Annotated in this window: 29 protein-coding genes and 1 tRNA gene; 17 read left to right on the top strand and 13 right to left on the bottom strand. The window is 49.3% G+C overall.

The window, feature by feature from the left end; all coding sequences use genetic code 11:
* The first annotated feature begins 13 nt into the window (after positions 1-13).
* A complete protein-coding gene (pstB, locus tag AC9UCN_RS05965; RefSeq protein WP_509525009.1) occupies positions 14-793 on the top strand; it encodes a phosphate ABC transporter ATP-binding protein PstB in 780 nt (259 codons plus the stop codon).
* On the opposite strand, the gene AC9UCN_RS05960 is transcribed toward pstB, so the two are convergent.
* The 3 genes from AC9UCN_RS05960 to AC9UCN_RS05950 are packed head-to-tail and all read right to left on the bottom strand — an operon-like array spanning position 790 to position 4,574.
* Positions 790-1,725: an NUDIX hydrolase gene (locus AC9UCN_RS05960; protein WP_509524877.1), complete on the bottom strand. Its 936-nt coding sequence runs from the start codon at positions 1,723-1,725 to the stop codon at positions 790-792. The two genes, pstB and AC9UCN_RS05960, sit on opposite strands and share 4 nt — an antisense overlap.
* A gap of 4 nt (positions 1,726-1,729) precedes the next feature.
* Positions 1,730-3,850 (bottom strand): RNA degradosome polyphosphate kinase, encoded by a 2,121-nt coding sequence (locus tag AC9UCN_RS05955; RefSeq protein ID WP_509524874.1) that lies wholly within the window; start codon positions 3,848-3,850, stop codon positions 1,730-1,732.
* 49 nt (positions 3,851-3,899) lie between these two features.
* Positions 3,900-4,574 (bottom strand): response regulator transcription factor, encoded by a 675-nt coding sequence (locus AC9UCN_RS05950; protein ID WP_509524871.1) that lies wholly within the window; start codon positions 4,572-4,574, stop codon positions 3,900-3,902.
* Positions 4,575-4,639: 65 nt separating this feature from the next.
* On the opposite strand from AC9UCN_RS05950, the gene AC9UCN_RS05945 reads away from it, so the two are divergent.
* From AC9UCN_RS05945 to AC9UCN_RS05930, 4 genes are all read left to right on the top strand, one after another.
* A complete protein-coding gene (locus AC9UCN_RS05945) occupies positions 4,640-4,897 on the top strand; it encodes a hypothetical protein (RefSeq protein ID WP_509524868.1) in 258 nt (85 codons plus the stop codon).
* Positions 4,898-5,014: 117 nt separating this feature from the next.
* Complete coding sequence (locus AC9UCN_RS05940) at positions 5,015-5,605, top strand: heme-binding beta-barrel domain-containing protein (RefSeq protein WP_509524865.1); 591 nt, start codon at positions 5,015-5,017, stop codon at positions 5,603-5,605.
* A complete protein-coding gene (gene ygfZ / locus AC9UCN_RS05935; protein WP_509524863.1) occupies positions 5,606-6,661 on the top strand; it encodes a CAF17-like 4Fe-4S cluster assembly/insertion protein YgfZ in 1,056 nt (351 codons plus the stop codon).
* Positions 6,661-7,410 (top strand): phosphoglyceromutase, encoded by a 750-nt coding sequence (locus AC9UCN_RS05930; protein ID WP_509524861.1) that lies wholly within the window; start codon positions 6,661-6,663, stop codon positions 7,408-7,410. Before ygfZ ends, AC9UCN_RS05930 begins: the two co-directional genes overlap by 1 nt.
* Before the next feature lie 6 nt (positions 7,411-7,416).
* On the opposite strand, the gene phoU is transcribed toward AC9UCN_RS05930, so the two are convergent.
* A complete protein-coding gene (gene phoU / locus AC9UCN_RS05925) occupies positions 7,417-8,067 on the bottom strand; it encodes a phosphate signaling complex protein PhoU (RefSeq protein WP_509524859.1) in 651 nt (216 codons plus the stop codon).
* Between the two features lie 148 nt (positions 8,068-8,215).
* Between phoU and AC9UCN_RS05920 the strand changes: the two genes are divergently transcribed.
* Both AC9UCN_RS05920 and AC9UCN_RS05915 read left to right on the top strand, forming a co-directional pair.
* Positions 8,216-9,379, top strand: coding sequence for a sensor histidine kinase (locus tag AC9UCN_RS05920; protein ID WP_509524856.1), 1,164 nt, complete (start codon positions 8,216-8,218; stop codon positions 9,377-9,379).
* On the top strand, positions 9,379-10,059 hold the full coding sequence (locus AC9UCN_RS05915) for a response regulator transcription factor (RefSeq protein WP_509524853.1): 681 nt from the start codon (positions 9,379-9,381) through the stop codon (positions 10,057-10,059). The genes AC9UCN_RS05920 and AC9UCN_RS05915 overlap by 1 nt, the downstream gene beginning before the upstream one ends.
* Here the strand turns inward: AC9UCN_RS05915 and AC9UCN_RS05910 are convergent.
* On the bottom strand, positions 10,056-10,565 hold the full coding sequence (locus tag AC9UCN_RS05910) for a hypothetical protein (protein ID WP_509524851.1): 510 nt from the start codon (positions 10,563-10,565) through the stop codon (positions 10,056-10,058). The two genes, AC9UCN_RS05915 and AC9UCN_RS05910, sit on opposite strands and share 4 nt — an antisense overlap.
* Positions 10,566-10,658: 93 nt before the next feature.
* On the opposite strand from AC9UCN_RS05910, the gene AC9UCN_RS05905 reads away from it, so the two are divergent.
* The 4 genes from AC9UCN_RS05905 to rlmB are packed head-to-tail and all read left to right on the top strand — an operon-like array spanning position 10,659 to position 14,770.
* A complete protein-coding gene (locus tag AC9UCN_RS05905; protein WP_509524849.1) occupies positions 10,659-11,141 on the top strand; it encodes a CarD family transcriptional regulator in 483 nt (160 codons plus the stop codon).
* Positions 11,142-11,155: 14 nt separating this feature from the next.
* Positions 11,156-12,322 (top strand): 2-C-methyl-D-erythritol 4-phosphate cytidylyltransferase, encoded by a 1,167-nt coding sequence (ispD, locus tag AC9UCN_RS05900; protein ID WP_509524847.1) that lies wholly within the window; start codon positions 11,156-11,158, stop codon positions 12,320-12,322.
* Complete coding sequence (cysS, locus tag AC9UCN_RS05895) at positions 12,319-13,746, top strand: cysteine--tRNA ligase (protein WP_509524845.1); 1,428 nt, start codon at positions 12,319-12,321, stop codon at positions 13,744-13,746. Before ispD ends, cysS begins: the two co-directional genes overlap by 4 nt.
* The gene (rlmB, locus tag AC9UCN_RS05890) at positions 13,739-14,770 is read left to right on the top strand and encodes a 23S rRNA (guanosine(2251)-2'-O)-methyltransferase RlmB (protein WP_509524842.1); all 1,032 of its coding nucleotides are present in this window, start codon (positions 13,739-13,741) and stop codon (positions 14,768-14,770) included. The genes cysS and rlmB overlap by 8 nt, the downstream gene beginning before the upstream one ends.
* Here rlmB and AC9UCN_RS05885 read toward each other — a convergent pair.
* Positions 14,767-16,071, bottom strand: a complete 1,305-nt coding sequence (locus AC9UCN_RS05885; RefSeq protein WP_509524840.1) for a DUF4032 domain-containing protein — start codon at positions 16,069-16,071, stop codon at positions 14,767-14,769. The two genes, rlmB and AC9UCN_RS05885, sit on opposite strands and share 4 nt — an antisense overlap.
* Positions 16,072-16,077: 6 nt before the next feature.
* Positions 16,078-17,154 carry an ABC transporter ATP-binding protein gene (locus AC9UCN_RS05880; RefSeq protein WP_509524837.1) on the bottom strand — a complete coding sequence of 359 codons (1,077 nt, stop codon included), beginning with the start codon at positions 17,152-17,154 and terminating at the stop codon, positions 16,078-16,080.
* 147 nt (positions 17,155-17,301) lie between these two features.
* Between AC9UCN_RS05880 and AC9UCN_RS05875 the strand changes: the two genes are divergently transcribed.
* The 3 genes from AC9UCN_RS05875 (at position 17,302) to AC9UCN_RS05865 (ending at position 19,069) form a co-directional block, all read left to right on the top strand.
* Positions 17,302-18,153, top strand: a complete 852-nt coding sequence (locus AC9UCN_RS05875; RefSeq protein ID WP_509524834.1) for a DsbA family protein — start codon at positions 17,302-17,304, stop codon at positions 18,151-18,153.
* Positions 18,154-18,244: 91 nt separating this feature from the next.
* The gene (locus AC9UCN_RS05870; protein ID WP_509524832.1) at positions 18,245-18,931 is read left to right on the top strand and encodes a polysaccharide deacetylase family protein; all 687 of its coding nucleotides are present in this window, start codon (positions 18,245-18,247) and stop codon (positions 18,929-18,931) included.
* Between the two features lie 62 nt (positions 18,932-18,993).
* A tRNA-Thr gene (locus tag AC9UCN_RS05865) sits at positions 18,994-19,069 on the top strand.
* Position 19,070: 1 nt separating this feature from the next.
* On the opposite strand, the gene AC9UCN_RS05860 is transcribed toward AC9UCN_RS05865, so the two are convergent.
* The 3 genes from AC9UCN_RS05860 to msrB form a co-directional block, all read right to left on the bottom strand.
* The gene (locus tag AC9UCN_RS05860; protein ID WP_509524829.1) at positions 19,071-19,271 is read right to left on the bottom strand and encodes a hypothetical protein; all 201 of its coding nucleotides are present in this window, start codon (positions 19,269-19,271) and stop codon (positions 19,071-19,073) included.
* Positions 19,272-19,335: 64 nt separating this feature from the next.
* Complete coding sequence (locus AC9UCN_RS05855) at positions 19,336-20,079, bottom strand: DUF554 family protein (RefSeq protein WP_509524827.1); 744 nt, start codon at positions 20,077-20,079, stop codon at positions 19,336-19,338.
* Positions 20,080-20,481, bottom strand: a complete 402-nt coding sequence (gene msrB / locus AC9UCN_RS05850; protein WP_509524825.1) for a peptide-methionine (R)-S-oxide reductase MsrB — start codon at positions 20,479-20,481, stop codon at positions 20,080-20,082.
* A gap of 45 nt (positions 20,482-20,526) precedes the next feature.
* Here msrB and AC9UCN_RS05845 point away from each other — a divergent pair, with 45 nt between their 5' ends.
* From AC9UCN_RS05845 to groL, 3 genes are all read left to right on the top strand, one after another.
* A complete protein-coding gene (locus AC9UCN_RS05845) occupies positions 20,527-21,030 on the top strand; it encodes a LytR C-terminal domain-containing protein (RefSeq protein WP_509524822.1) in 504 nt (167 codons plus the stop codon).
* Between the two features lie 196 nt (positions 21,031-21,226).
* Entirely contained in the window at positions 21,227-21,427 is a 201-nt protein-coding gene (locus AC9UCN_RS05840; protein ID WP_509524820.1) for a cold-shock protein, read from the top strand.
* A 158-nt stretch (positions 21,428-21,585) separates the two neighbouring features.
* Positions 21,586-23,208, top strand: coding sequence for a chaperonin GroEL (gene groL, locus AC9UCN_RS05835; RefSeq protein WP_509524817.1), 1,623 nt, complete (start codon positions 21,586-21,588; stop codon positions 23,206-23,208).
* On the opposite strand, the gene AC9UCN_RS05830 is transcribed toward groL, so the two are convergent.
* From AC9UCN_RS05830 to AC9UCN_RS05820, 3 genes are all read right to left on the bottom strand, one after another.
* Positions 23,205-23,495, bottom strand: coding sequence for a WXG100 family type VII secretion target (locus AC9UCN_RS05830; protein ID WP_509524815.1), 291 nt, complete (start codon positions 23,493-23,495; stop codon positions 23,205-23,207). The two genes, groL and AC9UCN_RS05830, sit on opposite strands and share 4 nt — an antisense overlap.
* A gap of 79 nt (positions 23,496-23,574) precedes the next feature.
* Positions 23,575-25,068 carry a sensor histidine kinase gene (locus AC9UCN_RS05825; RefSeq protein ID WP_509524812.1) on the bottom strand — a complete coding sequence of 498 codons (1,494 nt, stop codon included), beginning with the start codon at positions 25,066-25,068 and terminating at the stop codon, positions 23,575-23,577.
* A complete protein-coding gene (locus tag AC9UCN_RS05820; protein ID WP_509524810.1) occupies positions 25,068-25,757 on the bottom strand; it encodes a response regulator transcription factor in 690 nt (229 codons plus the stop codon). Before AC9UCN_RS05820 ends, AC9UCN_RS05825 begins: the two co-directional genes overlap by 1 nt.
* Positions 25,758-25,773 lie beyond the last annotated feature (16 nt).

Genomic DNA, 25,773 nt, shown 5'->3' with positions numbered 1-25,773 from the left:
GACAACAACCGCACTGAACGAAGTATTTTCACTCAAGAACATGAGCGTTGAGTACGGCAAGAGCCTCGCTGTCGCAGGTGTAAACCTACCTATCTATCAGAACGAGATCACTGCCCTGATTGGACCCTCTGGTTGCGGTAAGTCAACAGTGCTTCGAAGCTTGAACCGCATGAACGACCTGATTCCAGGAGCAAAAGTTTCTGGAGAGGTGCTGTACCACGGGCAGGACATGTATGGACCTGATGTAGATCCTGTGCAGGTTAGAAAGCTTGTCGGCATGGTGTTCCAGAAGCCAAACCCTTTCCCTAAGTCGATTTATGACAACATCGCCTTCGGTCCGCAAACTCTTGGCATGAAGGGGAACATGGACGAGATTGTTGAAGGCGCACTGAGGTCTGCTTCACTTTGGGAAGATGTGAAGGACCGCTTGAAAGACAATGCCTTTGGTATGTCCGGAGGTCAGCAGCAGCGTCTTTGCATTGCAAGAGCGATTGCTGTGAAGCCAGATGTGATCTTGATGGACGAGCCTTGCTCGGCACTTGACCCGATCTCTACCTTCAAGATTGAAGACTTGATGTTTGAGCTAAAGAAGGACTACACAATCGTAATTGTGACTCACAACATGCAACAAGCAGCTCGAGTAGCAGACAGAACAGCTTTCTTCACAGTAGACACTTCCCGCGGAGAAGGTTCCAGGGTTGGAACTTTGGTTGAGCACGACGTTACTGATGTTATGTTCTCAAGTCCTTCGGACCAGAGGACTTTAGATTACGTGACCGGTAAATTCGGCTAAAGCCGCTCTGAAAGACTTTGGTGCTCAACAGCAACAAGTCTTGGTTTTTTCCCAGAGGTAGTTAGATGCAAAACCACAAACTCTGCAGGCTTTAGGGTTTTTGCTTCCAAGATTAACTTAGCTAGGGCTGGCTCGGCGTAACTTGCAAGAACTTCTGTAATTGTTGGAAGAGTCGGCCTGTGGGTGCAGAGAACTGAAGATCTGGCATCCGAGAAAAGCTGCTTCGCAACTTTTGTAGTTCGTGCTGGACCCTTTGCGTTACCCATTTCGGAGAGTTCGCCGCGCTCGATAATTTTGTATCGATGCGCTTTGGCATATGGGCTAATGGTGTCTCGACAGCGACGCCAGGGGCTAGTTAGGACCCGCTTGGGGCCATAGGCGCTTAGCAAACGAATCAGCTGTTTAGCTTGCTTCTTGCCATCTGCAAGCAGGGGTCTTTTACCGTCCTCACCCACATAGTCGGCTCTTGGGGTGGCGGCAGCGTGACGAAGGATAATTAGCGGCTTAGTTTTTAACATTCCTCTTTTTCGAAAATCCACAACTTCCTGAAGCAGTTCGCGGTCATGCTGGTAGCTCAGCTTTGAAAAAGCCTCATCTGCTTTAACCCAAACTACCTCGGAGATTTCATCATTGGGCTTGAATTTGGAACTTGACAGAGCTTTATCGCTGACTCTGGCTGCCCAGTAGTGCACTACTTTGTTCTTGGTTTTATCGAGCGGGTAGGTCATTGTTTCTAGGGGAACGCCGAGCTTTATCTTTAACCCAGTTTCTTCCTTGATTTCGCGGACAGCAGTTTCGGCTAGCGTCTCACCGGGATCTACCTTTCCTTTTGGGAAGGTCCAGTCTTGATACCTAACTCGATGAACGAGTGCTACAAGGAGACTGCTTTTTTCCTCGCGCCAACAAACTGCTCCAGCAGCGTAAACATCCACGAAACTAGCTAACCTGACGATCGGTTATGGATCGCATAACAGCGTCTTGGAAATCTCTGAGGGCGATACCTGAGTGATCAAACTGCTTCCTGACCCACGCGCCGTTAGCATCTAGATCCCAACCCGCCATGTCTTCTGCCATGGCTAGAGAGAACATGGTTCGAGTGCGGTCGATGTGCTCAGGTTCGATCAAGCGAACCAGCGCCTCGACGCGACGATCAAGGTTTCGATGCATCATGTCCGCCGAGCCGATGAAGATTTTTGGATCCCCGCCGCCTTCGAAACTAAAGACACGGCTGTGCTCCAGATAACGGCCCAAGATGGAGCGCACTCGAATGTTTTCAGATAATCCCTTTACTCCTGGCTTCAGAGCGCACATTCCTCGAACCAGGATGCGAACGGGAACTCCAGCGAGAGATGCTCGATAGAGTGAGTCGATGATTCCCTCATCAACCAGAGCGTTGACTTTGATGTCAATTCCTGAGGTTTTGCCAGCTGCGTGATGCGTAATTTCCTGGTTTATGAGCTCGGTTAGACCTTCTCTCACTCCAACCGGAGATACCAGGAGAGTCTTGAACTTCGCCTCTGGAGCGTAACCGGAGAGGTGATTGAACAGCTTGGTTAGATCCTCACCAACTTCTTCCCTGGCTGTCAGCAGACCAAAGTCCTCATACACCCTTGCTGTTTTTGGGTTGTAGTTTCCGGTTCCGATGTGACAGTAACGAACAAGCTGGCCAGCTTCTTGCCTGATTACGAGTGCAAGCTTGCAGTGTGTTTTTAGCCCAACCATTCCGTAGACAACGTGAACTCCAGCTTGTTCAAGCTTTCTAGCCCAGGTGATGTTGTTCTGCTCGTCAAAGCGTGCCTTGATCTCAACTAAAGCCAATACCTGCTTGCCAGCTTGAGCAGCTTGAATCAGAGCATCGACAACCGGGGAATCACCAGAAGTTCTATACAGGGTTTGCTTGATAGCCAACACATCTGGATCTTGCGCAGCCTGCTCCAGAAACTCTTGAACGCTTGTAGAAAAAGACTCATAAGGGTGATGCACCAAAAGCTCACGCTTTTTTAGAACGCTAAAGATATCCAGTTCTTCGTCGTCTCTTGGGCGAAGGTATCTGTTAGTAAGTACCTGGTGTGGTCTATTGCGAAGCTCTGGTCGCGGCAGTGATGCAATGTCTTGCAATCCAGTCAGATCTAGCGGCGAAGGCAAGGTGTAGACATCTTGATTAGAAATATCTAGCTCTCTAACAAGTAGCTCAAGGACCTGGGGGTTCATGTCATCCGCAATTTCAAGTCGAACAGGGGGACCGAATCTTCTGCGGAGTAACTCTTTTTCCAGAGCTAGTAGAAGGTTTTCTCCCTCGTCCTCGTCTACGTCTAGGTCTTCGTTCCTGGTTACTCGGAAATTGTGGTGTTGAACTACTTCCATTCCTGGGAACAACAAAAAGATGAATTCACCGATAACATCCTCGAGCGGAACGTAGCGCACCTCGGAGGTGTCATCCTTGGCTGGAATCAAAACGAATCTTGGAAGCAGGGGAGGCACCTTTACTCTCGCAAAGTGCTCGCCTGGACTCCCGGCCTTCCTTAAGACAACTGCAAGGTTTAGCGATAAACCTGAGATGTATGGAAACGGATGAGCTGGGTCCACTGCTAGTGGAGTTAGAACGGGAAAAATGTGATCTTCAAAAAAGCTCTGTAGATGCTTTTTTTCATCGTCTCGAAGTTCTGGCCAGCGCACCAGATGAATTCCGTTTTTCTCTAGCTCAGGCTCAATCACGTCTAGAAACAGGTGTGCGTGGCGAAGTTGCAATTCATGAGCTTCTTTAGAAATGCTGCTCAAAACTTCTTTTGGAGATAAACCAGATGGGCTTCTAACCGCAAGGCCAGTTGCTAGTCGACGCTGAAGTCCAGCGACTCGAACCATGAAGAACTCATCCATGTTGGAAGCAAAAATGCTTAGGTAATTTACTCGCTCAAGAAGTGGAATCCCGCTGTCCTCGGCCATTTCTAGAACACGACGGTTAAATGCCAGCCAGCTGAGCTCGCGATCTAGGTAGCGATCGGGCGCCAGACCATCGGGTGAGGCAGGCAGGGTAATAGCCATGGTTTCTTCGGACATAAATCAATATTGTCACGGCTAGCTGTCCTGTTGGTTAAATCTTTTTGAACTAAGCGTCTACAAGGTCCGAATCTGTTGGGTTAAAGCGGTATCCCACATTTCGAACAGTAGAAATTAGCCCTTCCAAGTCTCCCAATTTGGCCCGAAGCCTTCGAATATGGACATCAACTGTTCTACTTCCACCGAAGTAGTCATAACCCCAAACTTCACTCAATAGCTGATCTCTCGAAAAAACTCTGCCTGGGTGCTGAGCAAGAAATTTCAACAATTCAAATTCTTTATAGGTTAAATCAAGTGGCTTGCCGTGAACTTTTGCCGAGTAGCTTGACTCATCGATTACCACACCTGAGGCATTGATCGTACCTACATCTTTTTCTGCACGGTATTTTGCTATTGCAAGTCGAATACGGGCTTCAACTTCCGCTGGACCTGCGGAGTCAAGAATTATGTCATTAGAACCCCACTCGTGATTCATCGCAGCAAGGCCACCCTCGGCCAAAACAACAATCAGCGGTGTGGAGATTCCAGTTGAGATCAGAACTCGCGCCATAGCTTTTGCTGAAGCAAGGTCTTTTCTAGCATCAAGAAAAACTAGGTCATGCTCTGGGGCACTGACCAGACTCGCCGGTTCCGCGGGTATGTATCTAACCCGATGACTTAGAAGCGAGAGGGCAGGCAGGGCAACATGTTCTGACGCTGAGGTCAAAACCAGTAGCTGTGCCATCTCATACCTCAAATCTTTGTGCCAAGTTTAGCCCGCACGGCAGGTGGCTAAGGCATGATTGAGATATGTCCAAACAGTGGGGTCAAATCCTAAGCATCTGGGTAATTGTTGCCGTGCTAGCAGTTTGGGCAATCGCATCCCAGGTGGCGCTAACGGCCCCAGAGTGGTTTGGCACAATCCTTGCTGGCTCGGTTGCCTTGGTCTCGCTCTATCACCTGTTTCGTGCCAAGCCTGAGGGCATTGTTCGCAAGCTGGTCTACGTTGGTGGCGGAAGCTACCTGATCCTGGCCATAGCTACTGCCCACGTGTTTTTGGCAAGTTAGACTAGAAACATGCTTGCACTTGAAATCTTTTTTACTGGCCTTTTGGTTTTGGCAGCTTTGGCCATAGGTTCGGTTTCTATTTTGGTTCTATACAAATTGTTTAAAGGACAAAAATAGTTGTTGGTTGTGCCAGAGGGCTTACCCCTGGAACTAACCCCCTTCGCCTTCCTGGTAGGAAAGTGGTCCGGTTCGGGAGTCATCTCCTACACTCACAACGCTGACAAAGCTGACCAGGAATTTACTCAATCTGTGGAGTTTTCCTACGACAATCAATCTGTCTTGGGCTATGTCTCAAAATCCACCCTGAGCGATGGAACTTCACTACCAACCGAAGTTGGCTTTTGGCGACTAGCAAAGACCCCAGAGTCTTCCGATCACGGACCAGGACTTCTTCCAGGAACTGGAGAGAAATTGATTACCACGCACGAGCAACTCGAAACTCTTCGGAACAAAGACGGTGGCTTTGACATTGAAGCGTCTATTTTGCACCCGAGTGGCATTAGCGAGCTATACATCGGTCAAATCAAAGGCGCTCGAGTAGATCTTGCAACCGATGCGGTTTTGAGATCACAGTCATCGAAAGACTATCGAGCTGCAACACGCATGTTTGGCCTTGTCGAAGGTGCTCTGCTTTGGGTCTGGGATATCGCAGCCCTTGGAAACCCAATGGCCTCCCACGCTTCAGCCAGACTCGAAAGGGCACAGTAGTTGCAAGTAAAACAGCACTTCGGTAATCCAATGATCGAGCAGCGAAGTCTGTTCGAAGGTGATTCGGTGTGCCTAATGGATCCAGCAGGAATTATCTGCGTTTCTGGTGTTGATCGATTGACCTGGTTACATTCCCTACTCAGTCAAAACCTCAAGAACCTAAAACCTGGCGAATCCGCCGAAGCATTGCTACTTGACCCACAGGGTCACATCGAACAACTGATCAAGATCATTGATGATGGCGAAACCAGTTGGTTGATGGTGAATCAGGAAAACACCGAAGCTCTTCTTTCCTGGCTTAGCAAGATGGTCTTTCGAATGAAAGTCCAAGTAACTGATCGCTCCGCCGATTTTGCTCTTGTCGGTACAACCAAGCCAAAGCCAGAGCTGGCCTTTGTTTCTAATTCTCAACCTCTGGTTTGGAAAGACGAATGGCCAGGTGTCACCCCTGGTGGGTATCGATACTCGACTAGGGAAGTAAATTACTCGTGGTTCGAGCAGCTAGTTGAATCAAGCGAAGTTGACAATGGATTGGGTCAGGTCAGCCTTTCTGGAACCATGGCAGCTGATGCTTTACGGGTAGCGGCTGGCCGCCCGCTTGCCGCATCAGAAATTGACCAAAAGTCACTGCCGCATGAATTGGATTTGTTATCAACTGCTGTACATCTATCCAAAGGCTGCTATCGAGGTCAAGAATCGGTAGCTAAAGTTCACAACCTCGGTCATCCGCCACGAAGACTGACTTTCTTGCACTTGGATGGCTCGGAGCATTCACTTCCAGATGTTGGAGACGAGGTTCGAGTCTCTGGGCAAGAGAAAGTTGTTGGAAAGATAACTTCTGCCGCACAGCACTTTGAAATGGGCCCGATTGCTTTGGCGGTTATCTCTCGCTCGGTAGCTGAGGATGCATCACTAGAAGTCAGCTCCAGCGGAGGAATAATTGCTGCTACCCAGGAGATCATCGTCCCTCAATCAGCCGGCAAGGTAGTAGAGGTTCCTAAACTGCCTCGCCTCAAACTTGGTGGTGCAAGTAAAGCGCCTAAACTTGGAGAATAATGACTAACCAGCACACACTGATCTTGCTCCGCCACGGTAACAGCACCTGGAACCAAAAGAACCTATTCACAGGTTGGGTGGACGTTGACCTCAGTGACCAGGGTAGGCAAGAAGCCAAGCGAGCAGGAGAATTGCTCGCCGAGTCAGGCCTGGAGCCAGACCTGCTTTATACCTCTTTATTGAAGCGTGCCATCAACACCGCAAACATTGCTTTGGATACCGCCGATCGAGGTTGGATTGACGTCAAGCGCTCTTGGAGACTGAATGAGCGCCACTACGGAGCTTTGCAGGGCAAAGACAAGGCTCAAACTCTGGAGGCTTATGGCCCTGAGCAATTCCAGCTTTGGCGCAGAAGCTTTGATGTTCCACCACCTCCAATAGAGGACGGGGATCAGTACTCGCAATCAGGTGATAAGCGCTACAAAGACTTAGGAAGCGATCTTCCTCGGACCGAATGCCTCAAAGACGTTTTGGTTAGATTTCTTCCAATCTGGGAAGAAATCAAATCGGATCTAAGTTCAGGAAAGACCGTGTTGGTTACCGCTCACGGAAACTCACTGCGCGCATTTGTAAAGCTACTTGATGGGGTTTCCGATGAGGACATCGCAGAACTGAACATTCCAACCGGTATGCCGTTGCTCTACAAACTAAACGCTAACTTCGAGCCCGTGGTTAAGGGTGGAGAGTATCTAGATCCCGCAGCTGCAGCAGCTGGTCAGACCGCCGTTGCTAATCAAGGAAAAAAGTAAAAACTACTATTCAGTGTCGTTCCACTCACCTGTAGTTAGGTAAGTGACTTTGGCTGAAATGTCTACGACGTGGTCCGCGAATCGCTCGAAGTAACGGCTTGCCAAAGTTACATCAACTGTGAACATAGCGTTCTCTTTCCAGTTATCTGCCAAAACGACATCGAAGACGCTCTTGTGTAATTCGTCTACTCTTTCGTCTTCGGACTTAATCGCGCGAGCCAGCTCAACATCGGCATTTTGCAAAACCTCAGAAAGTTTCTTTGCAAGCTGGATGTCTAATGCACCCATTTCTTCAAAAGTCTTTCGTAGAGCGTCTGGCACAGCGGATCCGGGGTAGCGGTAACGAGCAATCGAAGCAATGTGGCTAGCTAGCGCACCCATTCGCTCTAAGCTCGCGCTAATGCGAAGCGCTGAAACTAGAATCCTGAGGTCCCTGGCAACAGGTGACTGCCGAGCAAGAATCTTGATGACTAGCTCATCAAGAGCTAGAGCCTGTTCTTCATTTGATTCCGACAAGGCTAGAGCCTCGTCGGCTTGGGCTACGTCGTTTGTGAGGAAAGCCTTGGTTGCCTTCTCGATGATTATGGCTACCGACTGGGAAATCTCGACCAGGCGCTCCTGAACCTCTTGGAGTTCGCTTTGAAATACCTCGCGCATTGCTTGTTTCCCTTCTTGGATTTACTTAGTGAATATCCCACCCGATGGTTAACGGGAGCCAAATAAACACCAAACCCAGTTCAAAATTACCTCTTTTTTGGAGGTTTTTGGCACTTTGAGCGGTTTCACGGGTCATATGGTTAACAATGTGAACACATTGGGCGTTGAGGTAATCATCCTGGGTGGAGTCGTGGCTCTAGCGGTCGGCGCTACTTTTGGATGGTTTCTTGGAAAAAGAACGTCACGGGTTATCGAGGCAGAACCAGATTCATTTCCTGATCTTGTGGCAGAAGTCCTAGAGCTAATGGGCTCCGTCGGAATTGTTGTAGACGGATTCAACAAAGTCGTCGGTACAAACAGCTGGGCCGAATCATACGGTCTAGTGGCGCGCGGCTTGCTGGTTCATGCTGAAACTGTTGACCTAGTCAAACGTGCCCGGTCCGGATCAGAGATTGAATCCTTTGAGGGAGTTTTACGAGTTGGTCTGGCCCAAGAAAAAGTCTCGGTGGCAGCAAAAGCAAAACTGGTTGCTGGAGATTATATCGTTTTGGTTCTCGAGGATAGAACCAGTGACATTCGATTAGACAAAACCAGACGAGACTTTATCGAGAACATTTCCCATGAGCTAAAGACACCAATTGGTGCCATCGCTTTACTGTCAGAAGCAATCCAAGAAGCAGGCGATGACCGAGCTGCTGTATCAAAATTTGCGGCAAGCTTAAACAAGGAATCAAGCAGGCTCACATTTTTAGTTCAGGACATCATCAAACTTTCCAGGCTTCAGTCTGAAGAAGTAATTGCTGACGCAGAGCTTATTGATCTCAATGAGGTGGTTGCCGAGGCAATTGATCGCAACGAACAACTTGCCGCAAACCGAAAAATTCGATTGGTTTCTGAGCAGGCGCCAAAGCTAGAAGTTTTTGGAAACAAAGAAATGCTGATTACCGCAGTGAAGAATCTTATTGAAAATGCCATCAGCTACTCGGATCAGGGAACCAGTGTTGGCATCGGCTGCAGCGCCAAGGAATCTATCGCCGAGATTACTGTCACTGACTCGGGTGCCGGGATATCCCCAGAGAACCAAGAACGAATCTTTGAGCGCTTTTATAGAGCGGACCCTTCGAGATCAAGAGAAACCGGTGGTACGGGACTTGGCCTAAGTATCGTCAAACACGTCGCCAAGACTCATCGTGGGGAAATCAAGCTGTTCTCCCAGGTGGGGGTTGGCTCGACTTTCACCCTCCGGGTTCCGCTAGCAACAGCCTCAGATCCGGCAACTGGCACCATCGACCTAGTTAGGGAAGGAAAGTAATGGCCAAAGTCTTGGTTGTTGAAGACGAGCAGTCCCTTCGGGAGGCTCTGGTGTTTTTCCTCGAAAAAGAAGGCCACGACGTATCGGTCGCTGTCGATGGCGAAGAAGCAATTCAGGTCTTTGAGAAAACAGGTGCCGACATAATCCTTTTGGATCTCATGCTTCCAAAAATTGATGGCAACCAGGTTTGTAAACAGATTAGACAAAGTTCCAATGTTCCAATCATCATGCTCACCGCCAAAGACTCTGAAATTGACAAGATTGTCGGGCTTGAAATAGGAGCCGACGATTACATCACCAAGCCTTACTCCACCAGGGAATTGCTTGCCAGAATCAAAGCAGTTCTGAGAAGGCAGGTAGAGCCTCCGCTCACTGTCGGCTCGGTGCTGATCGCTGGTGAGCTTCGCTTGGATTCTGATCGCCATGTGGTGACGCTTAATGGAAATGCGCTGACTTTGCCACTCAAAGAATTTGAGCTACTTGAGCTATTGATGGAAAACGTAAATCGCGTTTTGACCCGAGGTCAGATTATTGATCGCGTCTGGGGATCAAATTACTTTGGTGACACCAAGACCTTGGATGTTCACATTAAGAGACTGCGCTCAAAAGTTGAAGAAGATCCTGCTAGGCCCAAGTACATTCAGACCGTTCGAGGCTTAGGTTACAAGCTCGAAGTTTAGTTCTCTTCGGTCTCTTCAGGCTGCTGGGCTTCTAGCTGCTCTAGAAGCAGTTGATATTCAGAAAGGGTTCCATCCAAAACTGGCACCTGGATTGTTCCGCTAATGCTGTCGCTTTCTAACAAGAAGAACTTTGCAGTCTGACCTGGAACCTCAACAACCGGTAGCTCTACCGCGGGGTTTCCGTTGTAGCCAAAGTCAATTTTGGATCCGGCCGGAACATCAAAGAAGACATCGGTTCGCTCATCGGTTGCTGGGTCCACATACTGAAGCTTCACTCGGATGTCCGAAGTTGCTGTGCTCACCAAGGAGCCAATCAAGAAGCCTCGACCACTATCGCCAACCAGGTAGATAAAGTTACGTGCCTTCACAGATTCAAGGTCAACTTGCTGGCCGTCGCTGGGGGAGTAAGGGTCCAAAGAAGCTACGTTGCCGGTCAGGCTGCAGGCACTCAAGCCAAGAGTCATGGCTGTGGCGGCCAAAGCGATTGTGATCCGACGAACTAGCAATGATCCTCCTAATTGGGCATTACTTCCTAGTTTACGGCAGGAATAAAGGCCTTAGCTGTGGTAAAATAGTGGTTTCTGAAGGGAATCCAACACATGAAGTTCGAGGTTGGCGAAACCGTCGTTTATCCACATCACGGCGCAGCAAAAATTGTAGAGGTTAAAAACCGAAACATCCGTGGCGCTACCCAAAAGTACCTTCAGCTGAAGGTTGCCCAGGGGGATCTAACCATTTGGGTCCCAGCCGCCAACGTCGAGATGGTGGGTGTTCGAGATGTCATCGACCGCAAGGGTGTTCAGCAGGTTTTCGATGTGTTGCGCGCTGAGTTTATTGAAGAGCCAACAAACTGGTCCAGAAGATACAAGGCCAACCTAGAAAAGCTAGCTTCTGGTGACGTAGTCAAGGTTTCTGAGGTTGTAAGAGACCTATGGAGAAGAGATCAGGACCGCGGATTATCTGCTGGTGAAAAGCGCATGCTTGCTAAGGCCCGCCAAATTCTAGTTTCAGAACTAGCTCTTGCTAAAAAGACCGACGAAGAAAAAGCCGGTGTCTTGCTAGATCAAGTTCTGGCTTCCTAGGAAAGCCCAGAACGATGACCCAACGCTCAGTAGCGGTGGTGCTACTAGCTGCAGGTAAGGGTGAGCGCCTAGGTGCCAAAGCCCCTAAAGCATTCGTTGAACTAGCCGGAAAATCACTTCTAGAACACAGCGTTTTCCGAGCGCTCGCAACCGACAACCTCAAGCAGCTAATCATCGCTGTTCCAGAGTCTCACCTAGAGCAAACTCTCGAGTTTGAAAAGCAGCTTTCTAACCAAGGTGTAGACATTCGGGTGGTAGTTGGCGGTGCCACCAGACAGCAATCAGTTTCTGAGTCTTTGGCTGTTCTGGCAGGTGGCATCGATATTGTTTTGGTTCACGACTCGGCTAGGTCACTAGCTTCTACCGATTTGTTTAATCGGGTAGCGCAGGCAGTATTTGAAAACCAGATTGGCGTGATTCCAGCCCTGCACGTTGCGGACACAATTAAAAGGTACAAAGGCGACGTTATTCAAGAAACAATTGAGCGATCAGATCTGGTTCGTGCCCAGACACCACAGGGATTCCCTGCCGGTGTTCTTGTTGCAGCACACGTTGGTGCAACTGAAGAATTCACTGACGATGCCGCACTTGTTCAGTCAATTGGCGGCACCGTCATGATGATCGAGGGCGAAGAGCAAGCTTTGAAGATCACTACCGCCGAGGATTTCGAGCGAGCGCAAACGTATCTCCTAGCTCACGCCAGAACCGGCATTGGTTCGGATGCCCATCGCTACAGCGAAGACAAGTCTAAGACTCTTTTTCTTGGAGGCTTGGAGTGGCCAGGCGAACTAGCCCTCGAAGGACACAGTGACGGCGATGTAATTTCTCACGCAATTGTTGACTCACTGTTGTCGGCCGCAAACCTTGGCGACATAGGGTCAAATTTTGGAGTGGACCGGCCTGAGTATTCAGGAGCTTCAGGAGAAGTTTTCCTGAAGGCGACACTCGAGTTATTGAAAGATCAAGATTTTGAACCAGTGAATGTTTCCGTGCAGCTAATTGGAAATCGACCGAAGCTAGCACCAAGAAGGTTGGAAGTTGAAACTCATCTTGGGGCCATTATTGGTGCTCCGGTGAGTGTTTCAGCTACCACCACCGATGGAATGGGATTTTTGGGAAGCGACGAGGGGCTGGCGGCTGTGGCAACCAGTTTGGTGCGAAAGGTAGGCTTGGGCTCGTGAACCTGAAGCTCTTTGATTCCAAAACCCAGTCGCTAAAGGACTTCGTACCTTTAGAAAAAGGCAAGGTTGGAATTTACCTATGCGGACCCACGGTCCAGTCGATGCCTCATCTAGGTCACCTTCGATCAGCACTTGTTTATGACCAGCTAGTTCGCTGGTTCCAAACTCTTGGTAATGACGTGACTCTCATTAGAAACGTCACGGACATCGATGACAAGGTTTTAGATAACGCCAAGGCTGATAAAAGATCCTGGTGGGGTCTAGCTTTTGAATGCGAACAAGCTTTTGCTGGCGCGTATCGCAAGATCAACATCGGAACACCCAGTTATGAACCAAGGGCAACTGGCAACATCATCGAAATGATTGAGCTCATTCAGTTGCTAATTTCCAAGGGTCACGCTTACCAGGTAGAGAACTCAGCTGATGTTTTCTTTAGCGCCAGCAGCTGGAAAAGCTATGGCGAGCTTACGAATCAAGCCAAAGATGACCTAATTGCAGACGTTGAAGCTGATGCCAGAGGCAAGAAAGACCCTAGGGACTTTGCTCTCTGGAAAGCCCACAAAGACTCAGAGCCATTAGATGCCTCTTGGGATTCACCGTTTGGCAGGGGAAGACCTGGCTGGCACATCGAGTGCTCGGCAATGAGTGTGAAGTACCTAGGCACTCAGTTTGATATTCACGGCGGTGGGTTGGATCTTCGTTTCCCACACCACGAAAATGAACTTGCCCAATCTCGCGCTGCGGGTCACGAGTTTGCAAACTACTGGCTACACAATGGGCTAGTAAATGTTGCCGGCGCAAAGATGAGTAAGTCTGCCGGTAATTCGATTTTGGTAAGTGATGTTCTAACAGATTCAAATGCATTGGCGCTTCGTTACTACCTAGGTTCTGCCCACTACCGTTCTGTTTTGGATTACAACGAAGGTGTGATTCAAGAAGCAGAAGCTGCCATTGAACGAATCGCTTCTTTCTTGCAACGTGCCGGACGCAAACTAGCTGATAGCAAAGCACTCGAGCGCTCCGCTTCGCTAGCTAGCTCGCTACCCAAGAAATTTATCGATGCCATGAATGACGATCTGAATATGCCATCGGCATTAGCAGTGCTGCACGAAACTGTCAGAGCTGGAAACACGGCTTTGGATTCCGACAAAATGAAAGATGCAACCGATGCCTACTTCGCAGTGCTGGGTATAGTGAACGTACTGAACATCAACCCAATAGATGCGATTTGGCAAACTAAGGGGTCAGCTGATGGGGCACTTTCGGCTTTAGACAACTTGGTTCAGTCACTAATCGAGCAAAGAAAACTAGCAAGAGACAACAAAGACTTTGAAACTTCTGATCGCATCCGCGATCAGCTCAAGATCGCTGGAATCATCCTTGAGGATGAGGCTGGCTCAACCAATTGGAGCCTCGGTGCCTAGTAAAGCTGCAAGACCAGGATCGGCTAAAGGCAAAAAGGGACCAAGCGTTGGCACTGGTGGTCATGGCCGCAAAAGACTCGAAGGAAAGGGCCCTACCCCTAAAGCCGAAGATCGCAAAGGCCACAAGGCTTTCCGAGCTAAAAAGTCTGCCGACAAGAAAAAAGCTGCGGGGGTTCGAGTAGGCCGTAAGGGTGAGTTTGTTGCTTCTGGGCCAAAAACTGCAGGCGTTGCAGGAGCTGCTGCCCGCAAGGGAAAGCGCATAACAAAGGCAACCGAGAGCTTCGAGGTTCTATCGGGAAGAAACTCAGTGCTAGAAGCCCTGCGTGCCAAAGTGCCCGCAACCACTTTGTATCTTGCCTCTCGAATTGAAATGGATGATCGAGTCAAGGAAGCAATTACCCTAGCCAATTTGCGAAAGATTCCAATCAGCGAAGTTACCCGTCCAGAAATTGATCGGCTAACCGGTTTTGATTCTGTGCACCAGGGAGTTGCACTGCAAGTTCCTCCTTACAACTACGCCCACCCAATGGAGCTGCTGGATAAAGTTCTATCGCGCGGAGCTACTCCATTGTTTGTTGCTCTCGATGGAATTACAGATCCAAGAAACCTCGGTGCAATTATTCGTTCAGTGGCAGCGTTTGGTGGCCACGGTGTTATCTTGCCGCAGCGAAGGTCAACTGGTGTAACGGCTTCCGCGTGGAAGACTTCCGCGGGTGCGGCGGCAAGAGTACCGGTTGCTCTAGCAGCTAATCTGAACGCGACGCTCAAGGAATTCAAGAAAAGAAAAGTATTTGTCGTTGGCTTAGATGGCGGGGGAGATATGTCGCTACCAAAATTCAACTTATCTAATGAACCACTGGTTCTGGTAGTTGGCTCAGAAGGTAAAGGTTTATCCAGGTTGGTTCAGGAAAACTGCGATGCGGTTTTGTCTATCCCAATTGCCAAAGAAACTGAGTCTTTGAATGCCGGCATTGCAGCCTCGGTCGCGCTTTACGAGATTTCTAAATCTAGACCCAAGCTCTAGACCTTATCTCGCCAGTCGCCTTCCTCATCTTCATCTACTTCAATGGTTCCTGAGGGGATTGCGGTTGGCAAAGTGATCGCCTCAGTCACCGGGGCAATTAGCGCCTCTTCATCTCTGCGGTGAGCCAAGACATTCACGACGTAGGAATTTACGGCTTCTTCCATTGGAACCTTGCGATCCAGCTTCTCGGCCAGCTCCCAGCGGTGAAGCAGCACCTGGTGGAAAACCTCGGCTGGCTCTAAGCGCCTTGAGTATTCGCGGGGAATGGCCTTAACCACGGGTTCAAATACTTCGCTAAGCCAGCGGTGGGCTAGAACTTCCTCGTCACCTTCGGGGTCGATTTTTACCCTAAAGGCGTCTAGGTCATTTAGTAATTTACGAGATTGGTTTTCTTGAACATCTAGGCCAGTTAGTCGAATTAGCCTTCTGGTGTGATGACCGGCGTCTACTACCTTGGGTTGAATCTTTAGGCTATTGCCAGTTGCGTCGGCTTTGATCATTAGCTCTTCGATGTCAAAACCCAAAGCGTTTAGTTTTTCTACTCTTTGGTTTATTCTCCAACGTTCATCTTTGTCAAATACTTCAGCGGCGGTTAACTCTTTCCAAAGATCGTGATACTTGTTGACGATTCTTTCGCTTGTGGCGTTTGGATCCACTCCCTCGCCTGCTCGACCGCTGGCTACCAGGTCCATTAGTTCGCCCGCAATATTTATGCGCGCAATTTCTAAATCGTTTTCGCGCTGACCAGCAGATAATCCTGATTCGTGAAGCTGACCAGTTTCTGCGTCTACTAGGTATGCAGCGAATGCTCCCGCATCACGTCTAAAAAGTGTATTTGAAAGCGATACGTCTCCCCAGAAAAATCCTTCGAGGTGCAATCTCACTAGAAGTACCGCTAGTGCGTCAACCAACCTGGTTGCTGTTTCTGCTCGAAGGCCCTGTGACCACATCGCGCGATAGGGAAGGGAAAACTTTAGATGTCTTGTGATTAGCGCGGCAGGCAACTCGTTACCATCTTTATCGCGCCGGTTTCTGATATTGGCAAATGGCTCTACGCAAGGAATGTCTAGTTTTTGAAGCTCTTTTAGCATTTCGTATTCTCGCCTAGCAAGATCGGGAAGAGTTTCCTTGATTGCAATGACGTGCCCGCTGAGGTGAGCAAAGCGAACGGTATGGCGTGAAAGACCTTTTGGTAAAGCCGCGATGTTTTCTTCGGGCCAGTCTTCCAACGGCAAATGCCACGGAAGATCCAGCAGAGCTGGATCGACCGTGGCAGCCGTTATATCAAGTGCTTGGGTCATGTTGCGCTAGTTAAGACGCTCTCCTGTTTCCACGTCAAAGATGTGCATGATGCCACCTTCTGGGTTGAGAAATACGGTCTCGCCCTTGTGAGGGTGGTCTCGTCCATCAACGCGAGCAACCAGTTCAATTTCTCCGCCATCAAGCTTGGCTCGACCGTAGAGGTAACCATCAGATCCAAGTTCTTCGACCACGTCAATCTCTACGGAGATTCCCTTGGAGGTCGAAACATTTATGTTTTCTGGTCTGATACCAAGAGTTACCTTCTTGGCCTTGGTCTTGGAAAGGATGTTGCTTGGAATCGAAACCACTGTGTTTCCAAACTTCACGCCACCGTCCACAATCTCGGCATCAAGCAGGTTCATGGCTGGCGAGCCAATGAATCCGGCAACAAACACGTTCTTTGGAGCCTCGTACAGCTCACGTGGGGTGGCAACTTGCTGTAGAACTCCATCTTTCAAAACCGCTACGCGGTCTCCCATGGTCATGGCTTCAACCTGGTCGTGGGTTACGTAAACAGTTGTGACCCCCAAGCGGCGCTGAAGCGATGCAATCTGAGTTCTGGTTTGAACGCGAAGCTTGGCGTCAAGGTTTGAAAGTGGCTCATCCATTAGAAAAACCTGAGGCTGACGAACAATTGCTCGTCCCATCGCTACACGCTGGCGCTGACCGCCGGAGAGAGCTTTCGGCTTTCTGTTTAGGTATGGTTCAAGATCCAATAACTTGGCTGCGTCAAGGACTCGGGCGGCTCTTTCTTCTTTCGCAACCCCGGCAATTTTGAGGGCAAAGCCCATATTCTCTGCCACAGTCATGTGTGGGTAGAGAGCATAGTTTTGGAAAACCATTGCTATGTCACGATCTTTTGGTGGGATGTTAGTTACATCTCGATCACCGATGTAAACCTTGCCGCCGTTTATTTCTTCCAGACCTGCAAGCATTCGCAGAGTCGTTGACTTTCCGCAACCAGAAGGTCCAACTAGAACTAAAAACTCGCCGTCGGCGATTTCTAGGTCTATTGAGTCAACTGCAGGGGTTGTTCCACCTGGATAGGTTCTGGTGGCCTTTTCGAATTTAACTGTTGCCATTGTGGTACTCCTTCACCGGCAGGTACGTGCCGGACGATCCTTTGTGAATTCACCTTCAGAAGCCTCCGAAGGATAACTCAAGTATCCCACCCGAATCCACGCCAGACATAACCGGCCGAGCCAAGAATCGTCCTGTAAACTACCAAAATGACCTCAAATGCCCCCAGACCTACCAGATCAGAACAACGTGAAGCCGCTCGCGCCAAGGCGAAAGCCATGCGGGAGCAGCAGAAGAAGGGGGATAAGCGAAACCGCATCCTCATCCAGATCGGAATCGTTACCTCTGTTTTAGTGGCCTCCGGTGCCATTGCATTCACGGTGTTCTCAGCCAGCACCCAGTCACAGGCCGTTCCGGTCAACGCAACCTTTAATGACGGCGTAAAAGTTGGAAGTGGCTTAAAGGTTTACACCCCAGAATTCACTCCACCAATGACCCAGACCAACCCAGTGGAGATTGTGATCTACATCGATTACCAATGTCCAATTTGTGCAATTTTTGAACTTCCTAACTCCGAACAGCTAGAAAACTGGGTTTCTACTGGCGCTGCGACCATGGAGATACACCCGCTATCTTTCCTCGATGGCCGTGGCTCACCAAACGCTTTTTCTTCTAGAGCAGCTAACGCTTCTTTGTGTGTAGCTGATTACTCACCAGATAACTTCTTCTCATACAACACCAGGCTGTTCCAATCCCAACCGACTGAGGGGGCAAGTGGACCAGAAAATTCCGAATTAATTGCCTTTGCGCAAGAAGTTGGTGTTACTAACACCGAAGAGGTCAGTAACTGCATCAACACCAAAATGTTTGGATCGTTTATAAAGGACGCAACCGAACGCGCCCTTTCTGAGCCAATACCAGGAACTCAACAAAGTGTTACTGGTACCCCGGCAATTTTTGTAAATGGGCAGCAATACACTTGGGCAACCGCTGATGAACTAGCAAGCCCCGCTCGCTTTGCACAGTTTGTGCAACTAGTTACGGCTGAAGCTACCGAGTAGGGAAAACTTGCTCAGAAGAGAATTCCTCGCGGCTAGTGCCGCGGGGTTTTTCTTTCCCGATGTTAATCAATCAGCCAAGCCACCTATTTTGGTGCCAGAGAGGGCCGTTGACGGGGAAGTAGAGAATCAACTTGGAAGATTCGGATTTAGTCGCGAGCAGTTACCTGAGGGAAAAATCGCTACGCTACCTGCTTCAAATGTAAAGCGCATTGCGTGGACGGTAGATGATGGAGCCAGCACTGAGGGGATTAAGGACTATCTAGATTTCATGCAGGAGCATGATCTTCGCATGACTTTTTTTATTACCTCGCAATATCCCGGATGGATTGCGAATAAAGCTCAAGTCCAAGATTTGATTGATGCCGGTAATCTTCAGTTAGCCAATCACACGCACTCTCATCCAAGCCTTAGAGAATCTTCTGATTCGCAAATTGTTGAACAGCTAACTCGTTGCGGAAAGTTCATTGAAGACACCTACAGTGTAAAAGCCCAGCCATATTTCCGACCACCCTACGGTCACATCGATTCCAGGGTTGCCTCAATTGCCAGCGAAATTGGATACACAAGCCCAATCATGTGGAGTGGAACTTTGGGGGACAGTGCAAGCCAAAGACGAAACTCAATAGTTCAACTGGGCAATAAATACCTACAAAACGGCAACATCTTGCTAGATCACTTCAACGCGAGGACCCCAAAGTCGGTCTTTGATGATTTATCGAAACTGCTAAAGCAGCGAAAGTTACAGACCGTGACACTCGATGACGTCTTCTTTTACTAGGAAATTCTGCTAGAACGGGTTTTTGGATAGGCTAGAGCGGTACTTAGCCAAGCTAGGTGCAGGCCGACCTGGCGCAATTGGTAGCGCACCGCACTTGTAATGCGGGGGTTAGGGGTTCAAGTCCCCTGGTCGGCCCCAATCAGACGGATAGAGTCACAAAAATCTCGTAAACGAGAAATGCAGGCCAAACAAGAGCCTTCAAGAAGCCAACAACCCCATCCCAAAAGTCAGCTGCCTGACTGATGAAGTAAACAGCGGCGCCTAAAAATGCTAGGAAATAAAAGCCCCCGGTACTGGCTGTAACATTCTTACTCATACTGGCTGTAACATTCTTACTCATTCCGACGCCTCACTCATTCTTGATTTACTGATCATCCTAGATCTCAGACTAGCTCGTAGTTCAGCTAGATAGACAGCAAAAAAAGGGTAATCATAGGGGCGACTATCAACGCCGGCAACATGTTACCCACTGCGACCTGCCGTATTTGCAGTAGTCGCAATCCAACACCAAGAAGTAAGACGCCACCAGTTGCCGTTAGCGCTGAGATTATTGGAGCTGAAACCACCGCACCAACCGAGAAGGCCAGCACTGTTATCAGGCCTTGCCAGAGTCCAACCGGTATTGCCGATAAAGCAACACCCCAACCCAAGCTGGCGGCAAAAGCCAAAGATGCAAAGGCGTCAAGGATTGATTTAGTGGCTAGCTGTTCAATTCCCTGACCCAACCCATCACTCAAAGCCCCAAGAATTGCTAGTGGGCCGATTGTGAATACCAAAGAAGCATTCACAAAACCGGTGATGAATTTCTCTTTCGAGTCTTTAGTTCCTTTACTGGCGAATCTTTTTTGCAATGATGTGCCCAATTGCTCAAGCCGCTGCTCAATTTTGAGAGCCGACCCGATGATCCCTCCGATTAGGATCGCACCGATAACCACCAATAGCGGGATACCAGGACCCACCGCCGAGACCAACTCCTTATCAAGAAGTGAGATTACATTTAGTCCACCAAGGACCAAGACCACAAGACCCAAGCCATCAGTTACAACTCGTGAAGTCTTCTCACTCAGACGATTGCCAACCAAAACACCAATCACGGTGCCAACAATTATCGCCACAACGTTTATAAGTGTTCCAAGACCAATGATCATTTAGTTTGATTCTTCAAACGTGATGCTCACTGAGTTAATGCAGTAGCGATCTCCGGTTGGAGTCTGGGGGGCATCTTCAAAAACATGACCAAGGTGCGAGCCGCAGGCTCGGCACCTAACTTCAGTTCTAACTGTTCCAAAACTTCTATCTTCTAGAAGCTCGACGGCGTCCTCAGCTTTTGGTTCATAGAAACTAGGCCAACCGCAATGTGACTCAAACTTGGTAGTACTTCTAAATAGCTCTGCCTGGCAGCCGCGACAGCGGAAGATTCCGGTGCGGTGCTCGTTTAAAAGCTCTCCGGTGAAAGCACGTTCGGTGCCTGCCTCGCGAAGCACTTGGTACTCAAAGTCGCTTAGTTCCTCGCGCCACTGCTGGTCTGACTTCCTTACTGGGTAGTCCATATCCAGTTTCCTTTCCTGTGCCCCAAGTGCCAATATAGAAGCTCATTGCCGATTCTCATAAAGGTAACCATGGAAGACAAAGTGCAGGAAAAAGCCGATACCAACCTTGGTGTCGGGGGAAAGCACCTTGCCCCAAAAAATGCCATGGATTACATACGGTCATTTATGACCCTGACAGCCATTTCGGGACTTTTGGCATTCGGGGGACTTATGGGTCTTCGGATTGCAGATTTGAGCGTAATGATGCCAGATCTTCCCTTTGTTCCTCAGGTTCAGGTGTCGGTTATCGACGGAACTGATACCGAAATTGCTTCTGTAATTGGGGAAGAACTGTCCCTGGAAGGCTGGAACATCGTTTCCACCGCCAGCTTGGGCGATACCGATCCAGGCTCTCCAACATCGGCAAATACCTTGGTTTTTATCACCGATGAGGGCTTTCGCGATGAGGCAGAAGGGTTGGTAGCCAAGTTCCCAGGCTCCATAATCGCCGTCTCGGACCAGTTTCCTGACCCCATAACGCTAGTTGTAGGTCTGGACTACCTCGACTAGTTGAGCCGATTTCGGTCCAAAAAATTACTTGACTTTATTAGGCCAATCAAGGCTAGAGTAGTAAACGGTCGTAGAAAAAGCCCTAGCTTCATAAGCTTTCGGTTTAGTAATGCATTCCTGGATCCCCCGGTTTGGAAGCGACTCGGTTAGATCTATTGGTCGAAGCCGCATTCAAACTAGGCAACAGGAGATACAAATGGCACAAGGAACCGTAAAGTGGTTCAACGCTGAGAAGGGCTTCGGCTTTATTACTCAGGACGGTGGAGCGGACGTATTCGTTCACTTCTCAGCTATCCAGGGTGATGGCTACAAGGAGCTCAAGGAGAACCAGCGCGTTGAGTTCGAAGTAAAGAACGGCGACAAGGGCCCTCAGGCCGACGCCGTGAACCTAATCTAGGACCACCTAGACTTCACGGGAAAGCCGCTACCTTTCGGGGTAGCGGCTTTTCTCATACCCTGCCCACTTGCACTCTCAGCCTTAGAGTGCCAAAATTGAGTTAGCACTCAAACAAATAGAGTGCTAATCCTTATACCAACTTCGGGAGAAACCCAAAAATGGCAAAAATTATCACTTTCAATGAAGAAGCCCGCCGTGGCTTAGAGCGCGGACTAAACATCCTCGCAGACACCGTGAAGGTCACCCTTGGCCCACGTGGACGTAACGTCGTTCTTGAGAAAAAGTGGGGAGCCCCCACCATTACCAATGACGGTGTTTCCATTGCTAAGGAGATCGAACTAGAAGACCCATTCGAAAGAATTGGTGCGGAACTAGTTAAAGAAGTTGCTAAGAAGACAGACGACGTAGCCGGAGACGGAACTACCACTGCAACTGTTTTGGCTCAGGCACTTGTTCGCGAAGGACTTCGCAACGTTGCAGCAGGAGCAGATCCAATTACGCTAAAGCGCGGAATTGAGAAAGCTGTTGAAGCAGTTATCAAGGAACTCTTGGCAAACGCCAAGCCAGTTGAGACCAAAGAGCAGATTGCCGCAACCGCATCTATTTCTGCAGGTGACCCAGTAATCGGTGAGCTAATCGCTGAAGCAATTGACAAGGTTGGCCGTGAGGGTGTTGTAACAGTAGAAGAGTCCAACACTTTTGGAATCGAATTACAGCTCACTGAAGGTATGAGATTCGACAAGGGTTACGTCTCGGCATACATGGTTACCGACCCAGAGCGTCAGGAAGCAGTTCTTGAAGACGCTTACGTGCTAATCGTGAACTCCAAGATCTCAAACATCAAGGATGTCCTTCCTGTTGTTGACAAGGTAATCCAGGCCGGAAAGCCACTACTTGTTATCGCAGAAGACATCGAGGGTGAAGCACTAGCTACCCTGATCGTGAACAAGATTCGTGGAATCTTCAAGTCTGTTGCCGTCAAGGCTCCTGGCTTTGGCGACCGTCGTAAGGCTATGTTGCAAGACATCGCTATCTTGACCGGTGGTCAGGTTATCTCTGAAGAGGTAGGCCTAAAGCTAGAAAACACCGACCTATCCATGCTGGGACGCGCTCGCAAGATCGTTGTTACCAAGGACGAGACCACAATCGTTGAGGGCTCTGGAGACAAGGACCAGATTGCTGGCCGAGTCGAGCAGATCCGTCGCGAAATCGAAGCCACTGACTCTGACTACGACCGCGAGAAGCTACAGGAGCGTCTAGCCAAGCTTTCCGGTGGAGTTGCAGTTATCAAGGCTGGAGCCGCAACCGAGGTTGAGCTAAAAGAGCGCAAGCACCGGATCGAAGATGCAGTTCGTAACGCCAAGGCTGCTGTTGAAGAAGGAATTGTGGCTGGTGGTGGCGTTGCGCTGCTACAGGCTGGCAAGACTGCATTCAGCAAGCTAAAGCTCACAGGCGACGAGGCAACCGGAGCGAACATCGTTCGCGTTGCAATCTCTGCTCCTTTGAAGCAGATTGCGATCAACGCGGGACTTGAGCCAGGCGTTGTTGCGGACAAGGTTGAAAACCTACCTTCTGGACACGGCCTAAACGCCGCAACCGGAGAGTATGTTGACATGCTTGCCGCTGGGATCAATGACCCAGTTAAGGTAACTCGTTCAGCATTGCAAAATGCTGCATCGATTGCTGGCTTGTTCCTAACTACCGAAGCGGTAGTTGCTGAGAAGCCAGAGCCTGCTACTCCTGCAATGCCACAAGGTGGCGGCGAAGGAATGGGCTTCTAACCCAAAAACAACCTTTGGTTGGCGTACTCAATTTCCCGGTACTGATTAGCGGCGAAAGAAAGAGCAACACCAATCTCGGATAGCTGAGTATCAACTGCGCCTGCAGTGGTTCGCCAGCGATTAGCCAAAGCTTGAAATGATTCAGCTGCGGCTCCTCGCCACGAACCCTGCAGGCTTTGCAGTTGGTTGTGTAGAGAAGAAACCTCCGCCTGAACCCTAGAAATCGTTGCATTGATCTGACCGGTGGCAGCGAGCACCTGCTCGCTATCTACTTGGAATTGCGCCATTTTGACCCTTTCTTAGGGCCCTAGACTATGCAGAAATCACAGCAGATATGTCCTGGCAAGACAAGTTGTGTAAAAGTTGCTAGACCCAGTTGTGTCTGGCAGGTAGCTTTATCCGGAAGGTGGCTCCACCCTGCGGGGTTTCTCGAACCTCAATGCGGCCTTTGTGTAACAGCACGATTTCTTTCACGATTGCAAGCCCAAGACCAGTTCCACCGGTCTCGCGGTTTCTAGAGTTATCTGCTCGGTAGAAGCGTTCAAAGATCTTGTCTCTAAGTTGCTTTGGAATACCCTCGCCGTGGTCAATCACCTCGATGATCACTTCATCCTCAGTTTTTTGACCAATACCAACTTCAATAGAAGCCTTATTGGAGCTAAAGCGCTTGGCGTTTTCAATGAGGTTCACTAGAACCTGTCGAATCTGACTCTCGTTAATCTCCGCAAAAATCTTTTCATCCTTAGCTAACTTAGCTCCGCTAAGTGTCAGTACCGAAATGCTAAGTTTCTTGTCTGTAGCAGAACTACTCTTAATAACCGACTGCACTAGCTCAATCATGTCTACCTTGCTTGCATCAAGCTGCTGGTTCTCATCTAATCGTGCCAAGGTCAATAGCGACTCCACTAGCGAAGACATTCGAATTGCCTCAGATTCGATGCGTTGCATCGCCTCTTGAACCTCTGATTTTTTCTTGAGAGCTCCTTTTCGGTATAGCTCGGCATAACCACGAACTGACACCAAGGGAGTTCGAAGTTCGTGGGAAGCATCAGCAACGAACCGGCGCATCTGGCCCAAGGTCTTGTTTCTTGATGAAACCGAATCCTCGAGTGAATCGAGCATGGTGTTCAGGCTTCGATTCAGTCGTGCAATTTCAGTTTTGCCTGGACGCTCAATGAGTCTTTGAGAAAGGTCCCCAGAGGCAACGAGCTTGGCTGTCCGCTCAACTTCTCGCAGCGGTCTAAGAGCCTGGGCGATAGTGAGCCAGATACTCAGACCGCTTAGGCCCAGTAGCAGGAAACCAAAACCCCCACCGATAGCCCGGTATTGGCGCAGAAGTTCAAGGTTGGTGCTGTTTGGCAGGGCTACGGCAACTGAGCCATCAAAGTCCCTAAAGGGCTGGGCTACCACTCGCCAGCTGTCGCGTTCGTCAATGGTCACATCCCCCAAGGTGCCATTCTCATCTAAGTCAAAGGGCACTCCAGCGGTTCGGAACACGGTATCCAAATCCAGCACCTCAAGATCGGGAAGCTCTAGGTCAGAAGCATCCGAGGCCATGATGCGATAAATCGTCTCACCCCGAGCGTCAAGAACAGAAATCAAATAATCACTTGGCAGCCTCGGTAGCGTCAGCCTCTTGGCTTCTAGTCGAGACTGAATCTGGGCGGGGTCTTGCTGGGCAAGAATTGATGCTGTCGCAGATAGTAGGTTATCGGTATTTTGCTGCAGGTAGGCTCTCAAAACTGAGACAGTTCCAAAACTTGAAACGAGAAGTAGCAGTCCAATGATTGCAACGGATAGGCCGGTGAGCTTACTTCTTAGAGATACTTTTTCCCAGGCAGTAGCAAGCTTTGATGGCATTAGTCATTTTTCTTATAGATGTAGCCAACGCCGCGTTTTGTTTGGATCAGCGATCTTGAGCTTATTGGATCTATCTTCTTGCGAAGGTAGGAAACGTAAGATTCAACAATTCCCATGTCGCCGTTGAAGTCATACTCCCAAACGTGATCAAGAATCTGCGCTTTGGTTAAGACGCGATCAGCGTTCATAACAAGGAAACGAAGCAACTTGTATTCGGTTGGAGAAAGATCAACAAGTGTTCCTTCAACACTGACCTCATGAGCATCTTGGTTTATTACAACTGGACCGGCGTCGATAACGGCAGGTTCTGCATCGGAGGCTTTGGTTCGCCTAAGAATTGCTTGAATTCTTGCAACTACTTCGTCGAGGCTAAATGGCTTGGTGAGATAGTCATCACCACCAACGGTTAATCCGGTGATCTTGTCTTCAACCTCATCGCGTGCGGTTAGAAAAAGAATTGGTGCTTGAATTCCGGCTGAGCGCAGTTTCTTGGTAACACTAAAGCCGTTCATGTCTGGAAGCATTACATCCAGCAAGATGATGTCTGGTTCTGACTCGGTAACTGCCGCTACAGCAGCCGTGCCATTGGCAGCGGTTTGAATCTCGAAGCCGGCAAATCGCAGGCTGGTGGTAAGCAAGTCCCTGATGTTTGGTTCGTCGTCGACTATTAGAACTCGAGTTTTTGTCATGGTTCAAGTGTCTCAG

This window comes from Rhodoluna sp., assembly GCF_036721215.1.
GTDB lineage: Bacteria > Actinomycetota > Actinomycetes > Actinomycetales > Microbacteriaceae > Rhodoluna.
This window is presented reverse-complemented; position numbering and strand designations above follow the sequence as displayed.

What these genes read in the sequence shown, in the direction of transcription:
- AC9UCN_RS05880 (WP_509524837.1), bottom strand. Translation starts at nt 17,154, where the DNA reads ATGGCAACAGTTAAATTCGAAAAGGCCACCAGAACCTATCCAGGTGGA.
- AC9UCN_RS05855 (WP_509524827.1), bottom strand. Translation starts at nt 20,079, where the DNA reads ATGATCATTGGTCTTGGAACACTTATAAACGTTGTGGCGATAATTGTT.
- msrB (WP_509524825.1), bottom strand. Translation starts at nt 20,481, where the DNA reads ATGGACTACCCAGTAAGGAAGTCAGACCAGCAGTGGCGCGAGGAACTA.
- AC9UCN_RS05955 (WP_509524874.1), bottom strand. Translation starts at nt 3,850, where the DNA reads ATGTCCGAAGAAACCATGGCTATTACCCTGCCTGCCTCACCCGATGGT.
- AC9UCN_RS05930 (WP_509524861.1), top strand. Translation starts at nt 6,661, where the DNA reads ATGACTAACCAGCACACACTGATCTTGCTCCGCCACGGTAACAGCACC.
- AC9UCN_RS05905 (WP_509524849.1), top strand. Translation starts at nt 10,659, where the DNA reads ATGAAGTTCGAGGTTGGCGAAACCGTCGTTTATCCACATCACGGCGCA.
- AC9UCN_RS05825 (WP_509524812.1), bottom strand. Translation starts at nt 25,068, where the DNA reads ATGCCATCAAAGCTTGCTACTGCCTGGGAAAAAGTATCTCTAAGAAGT.
- AC9UCN_RS05840 (WP_509524820.1), top strand. Translation starts at nt 21,227, where the DNA reads ATGGCACAAGGAACCGTAAAGTGGTTCAACGCTGAGAAGGGCTTCGGC.
- AC9UCN_RS05860 (WP_509524829.1), bottom strand. Translation starts at nt 19,271, where the DNA reads ATGAGTAAGAATGTTACAGCCAGTATGAGTAAGAATGTTACAGCCAGT.
- groL (WP_509524817.1), top strand. Translation starts at nt 21,586, where the DNA reads ATGGCAAAAATTATCACTTTCAATGAAGAAGCCCGCCGTGGCTTAGAG.
- AC9UCN_RS05875 (WP_509524834.1), top strand. Translation starts at nt 17,302, where the DNA reads ATGACCTCAAATGCCCCCAGACCTACCAGATCAGAACAACGTGAAGCC.
- AC9UCN_RS05945 (WP_509524868.1), top strand. Translation starts at nt 4,640, where the DNA reads ATGTCCAAACAGTGGGGTCAAATCCTAAGCATCTGGGTAATTGTTGCC.
- AC9UCN_RS05885 (WP_509524840.1), bottom strand. Translation starts at nt 16,071, where the DNA reads ATGACCCAAGCACTTGATATAACGGCTGCCACGGTCGATCCAGCTCTG.
- ispD (WP_509524847.1), top strand. Translation starts at nt 11,156, where the DNA reads ATGACCCAACGCTCAGTAGCGGTGGTGCTACTAGCTGCAGGTAAGGGT.
- AC9UCN_RS05830 (WP_509524815.1), bottom strand. Translation starts at nt 23,495, where the DNA reads ATGGCGCAATTCCAAGTAGATAGCGAGCAGGTGCTCGCTGCCACCGGT.
- AC9UCN_RS05915 (WP_509524853.1), top strand. Translation starts at nt 9,379, where the DNA reads ATGGCCAAAGTCTTGGTTGTTGAAGACGAGCAGTCCCTTCGGGAGGCT.
- AC9UCN_RS05820 (WP_509524810.1), bottom strand. Translation starts at nt 25,757, where the DNA reads ATGACAAAAACTCGAGTTCTAATAGTCGACGACGAACCAAACATCAGG.
- phoU (WP_509524859.1), bottom strand. Translation starts at nt 8,067, where the DNA reads ATGCGCGAGGTATTTCAAAGCGAACTCCAAGAGGTTCAGGAGCGCCTG.
- AC9UCN_RS05950 (WP_509524871.1), bottom strand. Translation starts at nt 4,574, where the DNA reads ATGGCACAGCTACTGGTTTTGACCTCAGCGTCAGAACATGTTGCCCTG.